This is a genomic window from Pseudoalteromonas piscicida, assembly GCF_002744175.1.
Taxonomy (GTDB): Bacteria; Pseudomonadota; Gammaproteobacteria; order Enterobacterales; family Alteromonadaceae; genus Pseudoalteromonas; species Pseudoalteromonas piscicida_B.
In genome coordinates, this window is the sequence record NZ_NKHF01000001.1 from 1 (window position 1) to 16,543 (window position 16,543).

Below are 16,543 nucleotides of genomic sequence, written 5' to 3' on the forward strand. Positions count from 1 at the left end.
GAGCCTGAGCCAGTTGTAGAGCCTGAGCCAGTTGTAGAGCCTGAGCCAGTTGTAGAGCCTGAACCAGTTGTAGAGCCTGAACCAGTTGTAGAGCCTGAACCAGTTGTAGAGCCTGAACCAGTGATAGAGCCTGAACCAGTAGTTCAGTCAAGTGCTGATAGCTCAAAAGAAAACAACACCAATCAGACACCAGCAACATCTGAGGCTCCTCAAGATCCTAGTTTACCGCCTGGGTTAGTACTACCACATATGAGCGATGCTAATGCTCTGAGTAACCCTGACCCTATTTATCCAAGGCTATCCCGTAAGTTTAAAGAGCAAGGGACTGTCTTATTGAAAATTTATATTGAGGCAGACGGCAGTGTTTCTGAAATAGAAATACATGAATCAAGTGGCCATAGCCGACTTGATCAGTCCGCCAGAGCAACGGTTAAACACTGGCAATACCAGCCAGCAACTCAAGACGGACAGGCTATTGGCTATTGGTATCTACAGCCTGTCAATTTTGCATTAAATTAATAAATTAAGGAACAGTCATGGAGAACCCATACGGAATCGCAGCCATGTGGGCACAAAGCGATATCATCATCAAAGCAGTAGCGTTTAGTCTACTGTTTATGTCTATCGCAACTTGGTGCGTCATACTCGTTAAAGGTATAAAGCTATATCGACTAAAACAGCCTCTGGCTGGATCAAAGCAATTCTGGCATGCCCAAGATGTGCAATCTGGAATAAAACTATTAGAAACCCCATCAGGCCAAGACACCCCTTTTAGCGCACTTGTACATGAAGGTATGCATGCTAAAGCTCACCATGAGCAACATAAAGAAGACTTACATGGCAACTTACCCATTGCTGAGTGGTTAACAGCCAGCTTGCGCACCTCAATCGATGAAAGCAAATCAGAACTACAAAGCAATTTAGCGATCCTCGCATCGATCGGTGCGACGGCACCATTTATCGGCTTGTTCGGAACTGTCTGGGGAATTTACCATGCGCTAATTAGCATTGGTGTGAGCGGCCAAGCAAGCATAGATAAGGTCGCAGGTCCTGTGGGTGAGGCGTTGATCATGACAGCATTTGGCCTTGCCGTCGCAATCCCAGCCGTGTTGGGCTATAACGCACTCACGCGTGGAAATAAGCGCATCGCTAGCAGATTAAACCACTTTGCTCATGAGCTACATGCATTTCTACTAATGGGTTCGGCACCAAGCGCAAACTCAAAACGCCCTATATTTAAGTCCGTAGGAGGAAAATAATGGCTTTTGGTCAAGGGTTTGAAGACGATGATGAAGTCATGGCAGAAATCAACATGACGCCCCTTGTGGATGTCATGTTGGTATTATTGATCATCTTTATTATCACCATGCCTGTTATTACGCAATCTATCGAAGTTGAGCTGCCTAAAGCGGCGCAGCAAGAAACCAGCTCAGAGGTCGTTCCCGATAGCATTGATGTCATTGTGCAGGCTAATGGCGACATTCAATGGCAACACCAAAGTGTTACATTAGCCCAACTGGAGCAGAAACTAGCAGAGGTAGCGATGCAGTCTCCTCAACCACCAATTCAGTTGCAAGGTGCGGCTAAAGTCCCTTATGAAAACGTTGTTAAAGTGATGGCTATGGCACAAAAATCAGGAGTTAACTCATTGAATTTTGTTACCCAGACGGAATAGTACTTCGTCGCCCTACTTAACAGACTAACACTGATTGCGGCACACATTTGTGTGTCGCCGCCCTAGCGTGCTATCAATTTAACTCGATATAGGCGCAATTGCAGGAATTCAATCTGACGCTAGCAATGTTAAACGCTTTTTCTCCATAACAAGGCATAGCAAAAGCCCACTAAGAGTGAATACGAATTAATTTCATAAATATTTAAATAAAATAAAGTGCCGGTCGTCTATTCCAAAACATGATTTTTAGTTGAGCTTCTGACAATGAATAGTGGCCTGCCGCTCTGTGACATCCGGCTAGGCTCTACGACAAATAACAGTAGCTAGCTGTAACTGTGAGGATTAAGTATGAACACCCCATCTCGCTTTTCTTTAGTCGGTATTGGATTTGGACCTTCCAATATTGCACTGGCAATCTCACTTCGTGAACAAGGTTTAACTGACTGGACAAAACATACTTTATTCATGGAACGTCAGCCTGAGTTTTCATGGCATAAAAATATGATGCTTGAAAACACCCACATGCAAATATCTTTTTTAAAAGATTTAGTCACGATTCGAAACCCTAAAAGTGAGTTCACTTTTATTAATTATTTACACCAAAAAAATCGTCTTGCAGATTTTATTAACCTGCAAACATTTTTCCCAAGCCGCCATGAGTTTAACGATTATCTAGCTTGGGCTGCTTCGCACTTTAAAGACCAAACTAACTATGGCGAAACCGCATTTGATGTTCAACCGATTTTAGAAAATGATCACGTTGTTGCATTACAAGTGCACTCTAGAGATGTTGATGGAAAGGAAAAAGTAGTTGAGACAGAGAACTTAGTCGTCAGCATTGGCGGTGGTGGATATATACCTAAACAATTTAGAAAGCTAGCTGGCGATAACCGAGTATTCCACAGTAATGATTACAAAGTGGCTATTGAAGCAAATAAAACGGCTAAGAAAATTGCCGTCATTGGTGCAGGCCAAAGTGCAGCCGAAATATTTATGGATTTGCACGGTCGTGCAGATGACAATCAAGTCGACTTTGTTATTCGTGCAAACTCTATTAAACCATCGGATGATAGTCCATTTGTCAATGAAATCTTCAACGCAGAATATACCGATAAGGTTTTCTCTAAATCAGATATCGAGCGCGAAGCCTTCTTAAAAGAATATCGTCAGACGAATTACGCCTGCCCTGACTTACCGCTTATTGAACAAATTTACGGCGTATTTTACGAACAAAAAGTACGTAGCCACTATCGCCACCGCTTTCTTTCAAGCACGGAAGTCGCAGCAGTTGATGCGGACGAAAACGGTGTCCATTTAACGCTAACAAACCGCAAAACAGGCGACACTAAAGTATGTACCTACGATGCCGTAGTATTGGCAACGGGCTATGTGCGAGATCAACATAAAACCTTGCTCGCCCCCTTATCTCAGTACCTAGGAGATTTCAGTGTAGGACGAGATTATCGCATTCAAAGTACGGAAAACTTTAAGCCTAATATTTTCTTGCAAGGCGCCTGTGAAAGCTCTCATGGATTAAGCGACACCTTGTTATCTATTTTGGCAGTACGTAGCCAAGAAATCGGTGAGGTATTGAAGCAATTGAAGTCCACTTCAACACCTGACATAACCGACAACGTAGCACTAATCGATTAACGTCGGATTTAACCTAGTGATTGATAGGTGCTTGAGTCAATCACTTCATTATAAAAACCAATCTGCTTCTCAAAAATAATAAGGAGTCTTTGTGAAACAACAACGCTCAAGCCAACGGCTAACTCTATCACCAATTGCTGCTGCAATTATGGGGTTAACGCTGGTTTCAACCGCATACGCAGAAGATAATTCACCGAGTAAGTTAAAAGCGGTTACGGTAAGTGCTGACGCTGATCAGGAAACAGCAACCGGTCCGGTTGAAGGATATAACGCCCGCCGAAGTGCAACCGGTTCAAAAATCGATGTTGCCATCATCGAAGTGCCACAAACCATCAATGTGGTTACTGCAGACAAGATTGAAGCAATTGGTGCCACGCGAGTCACTGAAGCGCTATCTTATACCGCTGGTGTGAATACTGCGCCGTGGGGTGATTTACCGCAATATGATTGGTTATACATTCGTGGTTTCGACGCTTACGCGCCGGGCTTTTATCAAGATGGCTTGCAGATCCGCAACAGTGGTAACTGGGGCTTATGGCAAACCGAAAGCTATGGCATGGAGCGAATAGAAATCTTGAAAGGCCCAGCTTCTGTACTTTACGGTCAAAATGGTCCTGGTGGTGTGGTAAACCTAGTCAGTAAGCTGCCAACACCATTTTCACAAAATGAACTACAGCTAAAGCTTGGTAATAATGGCCTAAAGCAATTCGCGTTGGATATGTCTGGCCCAATTGATGATGACAGCGAATACTTATATCGCGTTACAGGCCTCACCAAAAAGTCTGATTTGAGCACAAAGCCATTAGAAAACGATCGCGACTACCTCGCACTATCAATGACTTGGCAACCAAACAGCCAAGGCAAAATCACCTTCTACTCGCAATACTATGACATTGAATCTGGTGCAGCTTGGCATGCATACCCTACTACAGGAACCATCTTACCAAACCCTAATGGCCAAATTCCATTTTCAACCCTAATTGGCGAGCCCGACTTCAACCGTTACAATCAAGAACAGTGGGTAGTCGGTTATAAAGGCGAATATCACTTCAATGATAATTGGCAAATCAAACAACACGGACGCTATGCCGAGTTCGATGTTGACTATGGTGTTATTTGGGGTAAATGGGCTCAGAAAAATCCTGAAAACCCAAGCGCACCAGAAAACTTCCGTTACTTAGCCCGTACTCCGCTATCTAGTAAAGAAAAAGTAACCGGCGCAACTATCGATACACATTTAATTGGTAACATTACGCTCGGCAACGTTGAACATACCATACTGATTGGAGCCGACTATCAAGACACCGAAATCGAAGTAAGAGCACGATATGGTGGGGTATTGGCCGATCTTGATGTCTTTAATCCAACCTATGGCTCAGAAGTACTGCAACCTGAACCCAATATTAAAGGGGTTTCAAAACTAGAGCAGTTTGGTGTTTACATTCAAGATCAAATTAAGATCAATGAAAAAATCATCATTTCTTTGGCAGGTCGTTGGGATGAAGCAAAGTTAAAGAACGAAACACTTGAAGGTCAAGTTGACCCGACTTCTGTACGCACCGATAGTGAGTTTAGTGCCCGTGCTGGGGTTGTATACTTGGCGGACAATGGATTAGCTCCATACTTTAGCTATTCGGAATCTTTTGCCCCAACAACCAATGTTGATCCCGCAACAGCACGCCCTTTCTCACCTGAAACTGGCAAACAATATGAAACTGGTCTGCGCTATCAGCCTAAAGACTCCACTTCAAGCTACAGTGCTGCGGTATTCGAGATTGAGCGTAGTGACTTTACACAATGGGTATGGACAAGCGAGCCTGCAGGCTACAAGCAAACAGGTGCCGTGGTAGTGCGTGGTGTAGAGTTTGATGCATTTGTCCAGCCAACTGACAAAATGAACTTAACGGCTTCATATGCATTTATTCCTAAAGCTGAAGTCACCAAAAGTGGGATCGCTGAGGAGATAGGTAAACAAGATAAAGCCGTATCCGAACACCAGCTAAATATTTGGGGTGACTACCAGCTTACAGATAACTTTACTATTGGCTTAGGAGCACGCTACACAGGCAGTAACAAAGGTACTGGTGAAAAAGCCCCTAAAACAGTAGAGGGTTATACCCTATTTGATGCCATGGCAAGCTATGACCTAGCACAATGGCGCTTTGCATTGAACGTACGTAACCTAACTGACAAAAAGGTTATCGCTTCATGTGGCGCGACATCATGCTCCTATGGCAATCGTCGAAACATTGCTTTAACTGCAACTTACCAATGGTAAGTAATAGCAATTAAATTAATTCCCATAAAAACGGTGCTACTCAGCGCCGTTTTTATTTGCAAAAGACAAACCTAAAGATAAAAATAAAGCGGCTTACAGCCGCTTTATTTTTAAACTTAGCTAGACACGCTCTAATACGGTGCGCTCTTTAACCACCGCGAAGTGCCCAACATCCAAGTCGTGAGACGAAACACTTTGGCTATTCAACCATTCGTACCACCATGCTTTGTGCGCTTGCTCTCGACCTTTCATCCAAAATAGTTCAACCTTACCGGTGTATACAGGCAGCGTCTCAATATTGACAGCAGCCAAGAATAGCGGTTGGAAGGCCAGATATAAATGGTATAAGTCTTGAACCGTTAACTGTCCGTAACCCGTCATAAACTCCGTCCTTGGGTGCTCAAACACTTGCTGCATCAACTTTTGAATGTCATCACTTGATATCTGCTGTTGAGCAGAACATTCAGCTAACGTACTTTGTATTTCAACGTCTTGTAACAAGGCAGACCCACTTTCTTCGCTCAGTAACAAACTGAAGAAGGTTTGTAGCTGCGTCATTGGGCCTATTTGCTCTGCCGGTGTTGAGCGCTGTGCACTTGCATTAGGTGGCGAGTAAGGGTCAAGTAAAAGCAGCTGCTCTACCTGCTCACCTTGTTGTTCTAACTCAGCGGCAATAGCGTGCGCCAATACGCCACCTAAAGACCAACCACATAAACGGTAAGGTCCGCGAGCTTGCACTTTGCGAATTTCGCTTAGATGCGATGCCACCAGCGCAGATAAATCAGCAGCTTGCCCGGTTAAAGAATCAGGCTGATAAGTCAGCCCGTACACCGTACACTTGCCATCGAGATGCCTTGCCAAAGTGGTGTAGTCCAGCACTTTACCAAAACCATCATGTAAGCAAAATAGCGCACTTGCAGCGGCTGATTTTTGATTCAGTGCGATAATAGGCTCGCTACAAAGTGTATTTCCAGAGCCTGTAGCGCCTTGCAACTCAGTCAACTGCAAGGCTAACTGGCTCAGATCCGCAGTTTCAAACATGTGTTTTACCGCCATTTCAAAACCACGTTGGCGCATCAATGACACCACTTTTAGACACGCGATAGAATCACCACCCAGCGTAAAGAAATTAGCAAAACGACTGATATTATGGATTCCTAAAACCTCAGACCAGACTTGCGCCACACTTTGCTCCATGTCGTTTATTGGGGCAACAAACTCTCCGCTATCTTGCCAGACCGGTTCCGGTAATGCGTCGCGGTCAATTTTTCCATTTGGGCTAAGTGGCAAACGCTCAAGACTCAAAATGCTGTTTGGCACCATATAGTCAGGTAAGACTTTAGCTAAGATGCTTTTTAGCTCATCACTTGACTGTACTTGTTGAGACTGCACATAGCCGACTAAACGCTCGCCTGACGGCGAAGGCTTTGCCAATACAACGGCTTTTTGAATACCGCTAATACTTGCAAGCTGAGCTTCAATCTCTTCAAGCTCAATACGTAGGCCTCGGATCTTAACTTGGTGATCAAGTCGACCCATATATTCAATCAGCCCTTCTTTATTCCAACGCACCAAATCACCGGTACGGTAAAGGCGACCACCTGATGCGGATATCGGATCGGCAACAAATCGCTCTGCGGTTAAGTCAGGGCGGTTAAGATAACCCCGGCTCAACCCTACTCCACCTAAATATAGCTCACCTACTACCCCTTGAGGAACCGGCGTCAAGTATTCATCGAGTACATAACAACTGGTGTTTGAGATAGCACGACCGATTGGAATTGTGGTTCGTGGTGCTTGCGTAAACTCCCAGTTGGTCACATGAATTGTGGTTTCTGTTGGGCCATATAAATTATGCACCTTGGCATTTGGCAGCGCGGCGAACATACGTTGACGAAGTTCCGGTGGCGCAGCCTCTCCTCCTACCATAATGTTACGTAAATGGTTCTCTTCATTGGGGTTAGTTTGCTCAATGAAAGCTTGTAACATTGTTGGTACAAAGCTCGCTGTTGTTACTTTTTGCGCTTTTATAAGTGCAATTAGCTTGTCTGGATCTTTATGATCTCCGGGTTCAGATACCACAATGCGGCCGCCTTGACTCAGTGGGAAAAATAGCTCCCAACAAGACACATCAAAGCCAAACGGCGCCTTATGTAACACCGCATCTTCCCGTGTAAGTTGATACTCGCGCTGCATCCACTGCATACAGCTAACCAGTGAGCGGTGACTAATAGCCACGCCTTTCGGTCGTCCCGTCGAGCCAGAGGTATAAATCACATAAGCTAGCTGCTCAGGGTGAGCATCGACAATGAGATTATCTTGGCTGTATGGCGTTAAGTCTATCTGTTGCCAAACACACTGCGTGATCTGCTCAGGGAATGGCGGCAGCGCATCTACCCCTTCGGCATGAGTCAATAACAACTGTACGCCACTAGATGCCACAATATATTGCAAACGCTCCGCTGGATAATCTAAATCTAGTGGTACGTACGAGGCACCTACTTTCATGATTGCCAACAGACTTATCACGGTTTCAACACTACGCCACATGCCCACAGCGACTCGGCTCTCTATACCCACACCTTGTGATTGTAAATAATGCGCCAGCTGGTTTGCTTGTTGGTTAAGCTCAGCGTAACTCACATGACTGTTTTTAAATGTCACGGCGATGGCGCCAGGCTGTTTTTGTACCTGTGCTTCAAATAAGCGATAAACCGTTTGTTGAGTGTTCTCTTTGGTGGTGTTTTCGCTCCACAAGCGCTGTGTTTGCCACGCATTGTCAGTCAACGCTTGCCAGTCACCTAGCTGTTTTAGTGCCCGCTCTGCAACAAGCTGAGTCAAAGCATTCAGTAAATAGCCACACAATTGTGCAGGTTCCACACTTGGTAATGTTTGCGCCACGATGTTAAAGCCATCGCCAGCATCGTCAATAGAAATTCCTATAGGGTAATTGGTGCGTTCCTCACCGCCAAACACTTGCCAGCCGTCTTCGGTTACATAGAGCTTTTTCGAATCACCATGTTTGTGCGCATTTGGGCTATAGCGATAATTCAACAGCGTCGAAAACAGCGGCGTTCCTTTCGCTACGTTGCTGCAAGATTGTGCTTTGGATAAGCTCGCACTTTCATGGCTAATAAGTGCAGTTAACAGCTGCTGCGCTTGCTGCAACCCTGATTTAAGATCTGCTTGGCGCAATCGAAAACGGATCGGCAATGTATTGATAAACATGCCAACAGCCCTATCGGCGCCTTCTCCACCTTGTGAGCGGCCAAACATCACCGTGCCAAACACCGGATCATTTAATCCGGTCAGTTTTTGTAGCACCATCGCCCAAGCTAGGTGGAATATCGCCGCGGCACTGGTGTTTTGTTTTATGGCAAGGTGGCGCACTTGCGCTGCCAATGCATCAGGCACGGCAGTTTCATGCGTTAGAATGTCCTCACCTGTGCCCTTAATATCTAACAATCCAAATGGCGCGGTTGGCGTTTCTATGTCCCCTAATAATTCACTAAAGAACGTAGTTTGCTCCGCTTCGGCCTCTGGGTTTTGCTGCGCTAGCGCCACAAAACGTCTAAATGGTACAGGCTCTGGCAGTAGCGCGGCATTACCTGCTAAAATCATCTGCACTTCTTCGACAAGTACTTCTAAGCTGGTGTGGTCCATCACTAAATGATGGCTCGGCAGTTGCAACCAGCACGTCTCGCCTTGCATTTCGGCAATAGCGATGGCGGCAATTAAAGGTGCACACTGTGTGTTTAGCCTAAAGTGGGTTGGGTCTACGGCTTCATTTAAACGTCTTGCAGCTTCAGTTAAGCCTGCCTCATCAACAACTAGTGGCGCGTCACAGGCATAATCTAACCATTTGATTTCAACTTTGGCCTGACGCTGCACAACTTGCACAGGCTCGGGCAGACCCTGCCAAAAGATGGCTGTCCGCAGAATATCATGACGGGCAATAACAAGGTTAAGCGCATCGATGAATGCAATCAACTGTGCACGGCTTTCAAAACGTAATAGGTTAGGCGTAATGTAAGCATCGCCTTTTTCTTGCAAAGTATGGTGGAATAAAATGCCCGTCTGCAGCGGCGCCAGCGGATAAATATCTTGGATGTTTTGTGCCCCTCCGTCTACTTGCTCGACGACTTTGGCTATCTGGTTGTTATCCAGCTGTACCAATGGCAGCATATCGCTAGTGATAGTGGTGGTATCCGTAGCAATCCCAGACCAGGCAACCTCTAACGCCGTATCCTGGCGGTGGGGCTTAAGGGCAGCTGCGAAGTTTTTAAGCACAGGTTGACTGAATAAAGTTTTCACTTGTGCTTGCCAGCCAGCTTTGCGGGCGCGTTCTACCAACTTAATCGCTAACAGTGAGTGTCCACCTAACGAGAAGAAATTGTCATCTCTGCCCACTCGCTCCATACCTAGTAGGTCAGCCCATAGATCGGCAACCAAGGTTTCAGCCTCACCTATCGGTGCGCTGTATTCTTGCGCTTTTGCCCACTGCGGTTGAGGTAAAGCTTTGCTGTCTACCTTTCCGTTCGCGGTCAGTGGCATTTTATCTAACACTACAAACGCATTGGGCATCATGTAATCCGGAATGCTTTCACCAAGCGCTTGAGCTAATTGCTGCTCGTCTTGAATATTACCTGTTACATACGCGACCAACCTATCTCCTGTAGCCAACTGTTTAACTAAGACTTTGGCTTCACGCACTTGAGGTAAGCGCCTTAACTGCTCGGCAATTTCACCCAGCTCAATACGAAACCCTCGGATCTGTATTTGGTCATCACTACGACCAAGGTATTCTATCTCACCATTTTGATTCCATCGCGCCAAATCGCCTGTGCGGTACATCCGCTGGCCATTACCTAACACGCTGTCTGCAACAAAGCGTTCCGCGGTCAAATCTGGTCGAGCAAAGTATCCTCTGGCCAGTTGTATGCCTCCTATGTATAACTCTCCGGTCACACCTTCAGGCACGGGGTTTAAACTAGTATCTAAAATATAGGTATGGGTTTGTGAAATACCTTGGCCAATAGGAGCCAAACTTCTATTGTCGTTAATAAAAGGCCAGTGGGTTACATGAATTGTGGTTTCTGTGGGTCCATACAGGTTGTTCATCACAACATCAGGCAGTGCCAGGTAGGTATCACGGAATAACTCAGCAGGCACGGCTTCACCGCCACACATGATATGCCGCAGCGAGGTGCACTCAGCCACATCAGGTAGCTCGATAAAGGCCTGCAATAAAGCAGGTGGAAATGAGGTAATTGCCACCTGATGATGCTGAATTAGGCGCTTCAGCTCGATAGGATCGCGTTGGTCACCAGGTTTTGCAACCACCACCGACATCCCTTCACTCAGAGGGAAGAAAATCTCCCAGCAAGACACGTCAAACCCAAAAGCGGCTTTGTGCAAAACCGCTTCTTTCGGTTGTGGAGAATACTGTCTTGCCATCCATGCCATGCAGTTACTCAGTGCACGATGGCTGACCGCAACCCCCTTTGGGCGACCTGTGGAGCCGGAAGTATAAATCATGTAGGCCAATTGCTCAGGATGAATAACCACTTCTAGCGCTTGATTGGACAGTGTTTGCCATGGTATTTGCGCTAAGTTGACAACAGGTACTGAGGTTAAATTGTCCGTGTGCTGAGTATCTTGCAGCACCTGGGTTAATTTAGACTGCGCATCAGGGTGAGTGACAATGGCGGTGAGCTGGCTATTATCTGCGATATAAGCCAGTCGCTCAGCCGGATAATCTTGGTCCAAGGGCACAAATGCAGCGCCGGTTTTTAAGACGCCCAATAACGTGACTATTGTGTCCATGCTCCGCTTTAGCGCCACACCGACTCTATCTTCATGACCAATATTCAGGTTTTGAAGGTGCTGTGCAAGCTGGTTTGAACGTTCATCCAATTGTCGATAGCTCAACGTTAAATCTGCAAATACCGCTGCCACAGCTTCTGGCTGGATGTCAGCCAAACGGCTAAATTTTTGTTGGACTGGAGTTGTGTCTTCAAGTTGCTGATTCAGTCCCAAATGCTGCCATTGCTGCGTTTCGCTATCATCGAGCAAGTTAATATCACCGATGGCAATAGTCGGTTCTGTGATCAATGCAGTCAGCACCCGCTCAAAGTGCTGACTCATACGAACGATGCGTCGTGTGGAGATGGCTTTTTGATCGTAAGTAAAGGTCAAAAAGCAAGCGCCGGTTCGGTTTTCAAGAACATCTAACACTAACTCAAACTGCACTTCTCCTGTGGTTGCAGGCAATTCACCGACTTTGAGCCCTGGCAACTGTTGTAATTGGCTTAAATCACCAAATTGATAGTTAAACAATATCTGAAATAACGGATGCACCTCGCTACTTCGCTCGGGCTGCAGGGCTTCAACCAATTGCTCAAAAGGTAAATCTTGATACTCGTGTGCTTCAAGTGTGGAAGCCTTCACTTTAGCTAACGCCTGTTGCAATGAAGTGCGACTGTCAAAGCGGTTATCTTGCACTTGGGTGTTGACGAACAAGCCAACCAAATTAGCGACTTCAGCTCGTTGCCGGTTAGCGATTGGCGTACCGACACGGATCTGCTCCATCCCAGTATATCGTTGTAGCAATATCTGAAATGCCGTCAGCAATACCATGTAATGAGAAACCTGCTGGCTGGTGGCAAAAGTACCAAGCTGTTGCGTTAAGTTCTGTGGTAATTGCCATACGTGTGATGCACCGCGAGCACTACCTTGCTCTGAGTTTTGGGCTAAACCATTATCCACCTTTAGCTGTAGCACAGGCTGTTCGTCACCAAGCTTTTGCTGCCAATACTCTAGCTGACGCTCAAGCTCCCCCGCTGTCATCCAGTCCTTTTGCCATTTGGCGTAATCACCGTAGGTAATATTCAGTGTCGGTAGCGCTGATTGAGCCAGCTGGCTCGATAAATCCCCTGGTGCGATTTCAGCGCTAAGCAATTGACTATACAGCGCAGCAAATTCTCCCACTAAAATCTGTAATGAACCACCATCGGCAATAATATGATGCAATACCACCACCAGTTGATATTGGTTTGGTGCAAGCGTGAGTAACCCCACGCGAATTAAGTTGCCTTGGGTTAGATTAAACGGTGTGTTTAACCATTGCTGACGCACCGCATCAATGTTATCACCCGCACCTACCTCTACCTGAAAATCATTGGCAATTTCGATTGGTAGCACCTGCTGCTTTACCTCAGTGTCAACTTGTACAAATTGCGTACGAAGTGCACAGTGACGAGCGATTAATAGCTGAAAGGCACGAGTCAACGCCCTCAGGTTTACCTCACCTTCGAGCTGTAAGCCCCCTGAGATATGATACGCTGCGCTGTCTGGGTCTAAATGCCATAAAAACCATTGACGTTGCTGTGCATAAGACAGCTCAGCTGCCTCAGCTGAGTGATGAAACGGTAAAACAGGAAACTGACGCATGTTCAGCCCATCAGCTTGCACCTTTTGATATACCAACTGACGTTTTTCTTGAGGTAACTGGTGAAAGCGCTCAGCAATGCGTTGGATGACCTCACTGCTCATTATAGGTTCTCCATAAATGCTTCTAAGTCGAGCAAGGCACCTTCTTGCTCCGGGTTTGTTTGTGCTGAAATAATTGCGGCTAAGTCTTTAAGCACTGGACTTGCAAAGGCGTCCCGCACAGCAATGTCTACGCCAAATTGTGCTTGGATTTGGCTCAGGGTTTCCACCGCAAGTAAAGAATGTCCGCCAAGTGCAAAAAAATTATCGTCACGTCCGACTTTTTCAAGCTGCAGCACCTGCTGCCATATCTTGGCCAGTCCACTTTCAATTTCACCTTGTGGTGCCGCAAACGTTGAAAATTGCTGTAACGATGGCTCAGGTAAAGCTTTACGGTCTAACTTACCGTTAACGGTGAGCGGCAACTTTTCGAGCTGCACAAACACACTGGGGATCATATATTGCGGTAACCGAGCAGTGAGTTGGGTGTTAAGCGTATCAGGCTCAAATTGAGTGTCATTTGCCAAAACTACATATGCCACTAATTGCTCGCCACCAACACTACTTTTCACTAACACCGCAGCATCAACTACATTTGCTAATTGCCTTAGTTGGCTCTCTATTTCGCCCAATTCAATCCGCAAACCACGGATCTTCACTTGCTGATCTAAGCGACCTAAAAACTCAAGTTGACCTTCCTCATTCCAAACTACCTTGTCGCCAGTGCGATACATTCTCGTGCCTTGGCTGCTGCTATCGGCAAATGGATTCGCGACAAAACGATCGGCACTAAGATCCGGTCTAGATAAGTAACCGCGCGCCAAGCATTCACCGGCAAGATATAGCTCTCCTGCTACACCTATCGGCACTGGATTGAGTGCGCTATCCAATACATAAGCTTGTACGCCAGAGATAGGTTTACCAATTGGAATTACGTCATCTTGCTGGTGGCACTGCCAGCTTGTAACCTCTATCGCTGTTTCTGTCGGTCCATAAAGGTTGTGCAGTGCAGTCTGTTCAAAATAGTTAAAAAACTGCTGCTGGGTTTGCTGGGTTAGCTTTTCACCGCTCGTAAATACTTGCCGTAAACTTGGGCATAAGGTTTTTCCACCCAGCGCTTCGCGTGAGCTGCTTATCCCCGTCATAAATGCTTGCAACATGGAGGGGACAAAGTGACAAACCGTCACACCTTCAGATTCAATAAGTTGACGAATTTGTGTCGGTTCTTTGTGTTGCTCTGGACCTGCTAACACTAGGCTTGCGCCTTGCGTTAACGGCCAGAAAAACTCCCAAATAGAAACATCAAAGCCAAATGGCGTTTTTTGCAAAACCCTATCGTTACCTTGAAGCTGGTAGCGAGTTTGCCCCCAAGCCAAGCGATTAGCGACCCCACGATGCACACAAGCAACTCCTTTAGGCTTCCCCGTCGAGCCCGAGGTATAAATCACATAAGCTAGGTTATCTAAATGGATTGTCACATCGGGGGTTGTGGTTGGATAAGCGCTTAACTCTAAGTGCTCAAGCCATGTTACTTGAGCGCAGATACTCTCTGCCAGCTGCGCTTTTACAGGAGCATGACTCAAGATACATGCACAGGCACTTTGTTCAATAATATAGTGTAAGCGTGCCTCGGGCAGTTGAGGCTCGATTGGTACGTAAGCCGCGCCCGCTTGAAGCGTAGCCAGCATTGCCACCACCATCTCAATGCTACGCTCAAATAGCAATGCCACTTTTGACTCATGGCTTATATTTTGTGCCACCAAATACTGTGCTAATTGATTTACCCGTTGCTGTAATTCTGCATAGGTGACAAACTCGCCCGTAAACCTTAACGCAATCGCGTCAGGGGTTTTCTGTGCTTGAAGCGCAAATGCTTGAGGCACGCTAAGTAAGTTTGCTGATGTTTTACCGCCAGATTCAAGCACCGCTAAAGCCTTTTTCCGTTCAGCACTCATCAGTGAAAGATCGCGAATTTGAGTCTGTGGAGCTTGACAAAAAGTACGCAGAAGTGACTGATATTGCTCATTAAAGGTGGAGATCCATTCCGCTGAAAGTTTATTGCCATCATAAGTCCATTGCAATTGCACGCCACCATCACTTAGCTCTGTTGAATCTAGCGCGAGGTCGCACATGACTCCTTGAGTCAAACTAAAATAATTGGTCAACGAAACGCCATGCAATTGTGCTAAGCCACTGCTGCTATCTTTTAGGTGATTGAACATCACTTGATAAGGCGTTGTGCCCTGCAAGTTAGGTTGGAAGCGTTTCATTAATGAGTCGATGGGAATATCTTGATGCGCTTGGATTGCTAATGCCTGCTGTGCACAGTTACTCAGCAGCTGCTGTAGCGTTAACTCACCACAAACAGACAAGTGCATAAGCTGCACATTGACAAAAAAACCAACCACATTATGGCTGCCAAACTGATTGCGATTAGCCACTGGAACCGCTGTTATCAGCTCATCTTCCCCTGTGTATCTGTGCAGTAAGGCCTGATACCCACTCAATAACACAGCGAATAGAGATACTCCTTGTTCACGAGCAAATTGCATCACTTGTTCTGCCAACTGGTAGGGTAACTGACTGACGAGTTGATCCGCTCGAGATGCTTTGCTTGTTTGGTGCGTCACACCAAGCTCAACCACTGGCAATGACCCTGTGAGTCGCGGCTGCCAAAACTGCCACTGCTGCTGTACTTGCTCGGCATCGCTATTAAGCCAATCATTTTGCCACTGAGCAAAGTCAGTATAATCTAGTCGATTTGCGTCATGAGTGATGGCTTGAGCAAGACTCGCTTTTTGATAAAACTCGACGAAATCTTTAATGATCAAGCTCTTCGACCATGCATCGCTGATGATATGGTGGATCACCACCAATAGTACATGCTGCTGTGGAGAAAACTGTAACCACTGCATTCGCATTAATGGGCCTGAACGTAAATTAAAAGGCCTTGCTGCAAAACGCTCTAACCTTGCTTTGTAAACCTGCTCTTGAGCTTGCTCTAGGCTCAGTTCTGTATCGTTGTTTTGTAGCGTGGCGACATCCGCAGCTAATTGGCTTAGCTCCACTACCTCCAGCGGTAAGCTCATTGTCGGTAGTATCACTTGCTCAGGTTTTGCTCCTTCACCCTCAACAAATTGGGTGCGTAGCCCCGCATGACGCTCGACTAAATGATCAAGACTTGCACGAAGAGCATGTTTGTCTAGATGGCCACTTAAACACATCCCCCCACCGAGATGGTAGGCGGTATTTTCGGGGTTGATCAACCACTCAAACCATAGCCTTTGTTGCGCCGCCGATAACGGCGCTTGGAGTTTGCCCAGTTTTTTAATTACAGGCGCACTCGACTGTACTAGCTGCTTATCTTCAAGTTGTTTAAGCATGGCTTTTTTTTGCGCCAGCGTCATGTTGCCTTTTCGCGCTGCCAATAATGCATTGATCGACAT

At 46.2% G+C, this 16,543-nt stretch carries 7 protein-coding genes; 5 read left to right on the top strand and 2 right to left on the bottom strand.

The genetic code is table 11. The features are described from left to right. From CEX98_RS22745 to CEX98_RS00030, 5 genes are all read left to right on the top strand, one after another. The coding region (locus CEX98_RS22745; protein ID WP_143484306.1) for an energy transducer TonB at window positions 1-519 on the top strand (519 nt) is incomplete at its 5' end. Between the two features lie 17 nt (window positions 520-536). Next, window positions 537-1,259 (top strand): MotA/TolQ/ExbB proton channel family protein, encoded by a 723-nt coding sequence (locus CEX98_RS00015; RefSeq protein WP_099640099.1) that lies wholly within the window; start codon window positions 537-539, stop codon window positions 1,257-1,259. After that, on the top strand, window positions 1,259-1,675 hold the full coding sequence (locus CEX98_RS00020; protein ID WP_099640100.1) for an ExbD/TolR family protein: 417 nt from the start codon (window positions 1,259-1,261) through the stop codon (window positions 1,673-1,675). Before CEX98_RS00015 ends, CEX98_RS00020 begins: the two co-directional genes overlap by 1 nt. Window positions 1,676-2,023: 348 nt before the next feature. Next, complete coding sequence (locus CEX98_RS00025; RefSeq protein ID WP_099640101.1) at window positions 2,024-3,328, top strand: lysine N(6)-hydroxylase/L-ornithine N(5)-oxygenase family protein; 1,305 nt, start codon at window positions 2,024-2,026, stop codon at window positions 3,326-3,328. 91 nt (window positions 3,329-3,419) lie between these two features. Next, window positions 3,420-5,606 (top strand): TonB-dependent siderophore receptor, encoded by a 2,187-nt coding sequence (locus CEX98_RS00030; protein WP_099640102.1) that lies wholly within the window; start codon window positions 3,420-3,422, stop codon window positions 5,604-5,606. A gap of 120 nt (window positions 5,607-5,726) precedes the next feature. On the opposite strand, the gene CEX98_RS00035 is transcribed toward CEX98_RS00030, so the two are convergent. Together CEX98_RS00035 and CEX98_RS00040 are read right to left on the bottom strand one after the other, a co-directional pair. Next, the gene (locus tag CEX98_RS00035; protein ID WP_099640103.1) at window positions 5,727-13,160 is read right to left on the bottom strand and encodes a non-ribosomal peptide synthetase; all 7,434 of its coding nucleotides are present in this window, start codon (window positions 13,158-13,160) and stop codon (window positions 5,727-5,729) included. Next, entirely contained in the window at window positions 13,160-16,543 is a 3,384-nt protein-coding gene (locus CEX98_RS00040; RefSeq protein ID WP_099640104.1) for a non-ribosomal peptide synthetase, read from the bottom strand. Before CEX98_RS00040 ends, CEX98_RS00035 begins: the two co-directional genes overlap by 1 nt.

Coding starts and splice junctions, on each gene's coding strand:
- CEX98_RS00015 (WP_099640099.1), top strand. CDS start 537: ATGGAGAACCCATACGGAATCGCAGCCATGTGGGCACAAAGCGATATC.
- CEX98_RS00020 (WP_099640100.1), top strand. CDS start 1,259: ATGGCTTTTGGTCAAGGGTTTGAAGACGATGATGAAGTCATGGCAGAA.
- CEX98_RS00025 (WP_099640101.1), top strand. CDS start 2,024: ATGAACACCCCATCTCGCTTTTCTTTAGTCGGTATTGGATTTGGACCT.
- CEX98_RS00040 (WP_099640104.1), bottom strand. CDS start 16,543: ATGTCGATCAATGCATTATTGGCAGCGCGAAAAGGCAACATGACGCTG.
- CEX98_RS00035 (WP_099640103.1), bottom strand. CDS start 13,160: ATGAGCAGTGAGGTCATCCAACGCATTGCTGAGCGCTTTCACCAGTTA.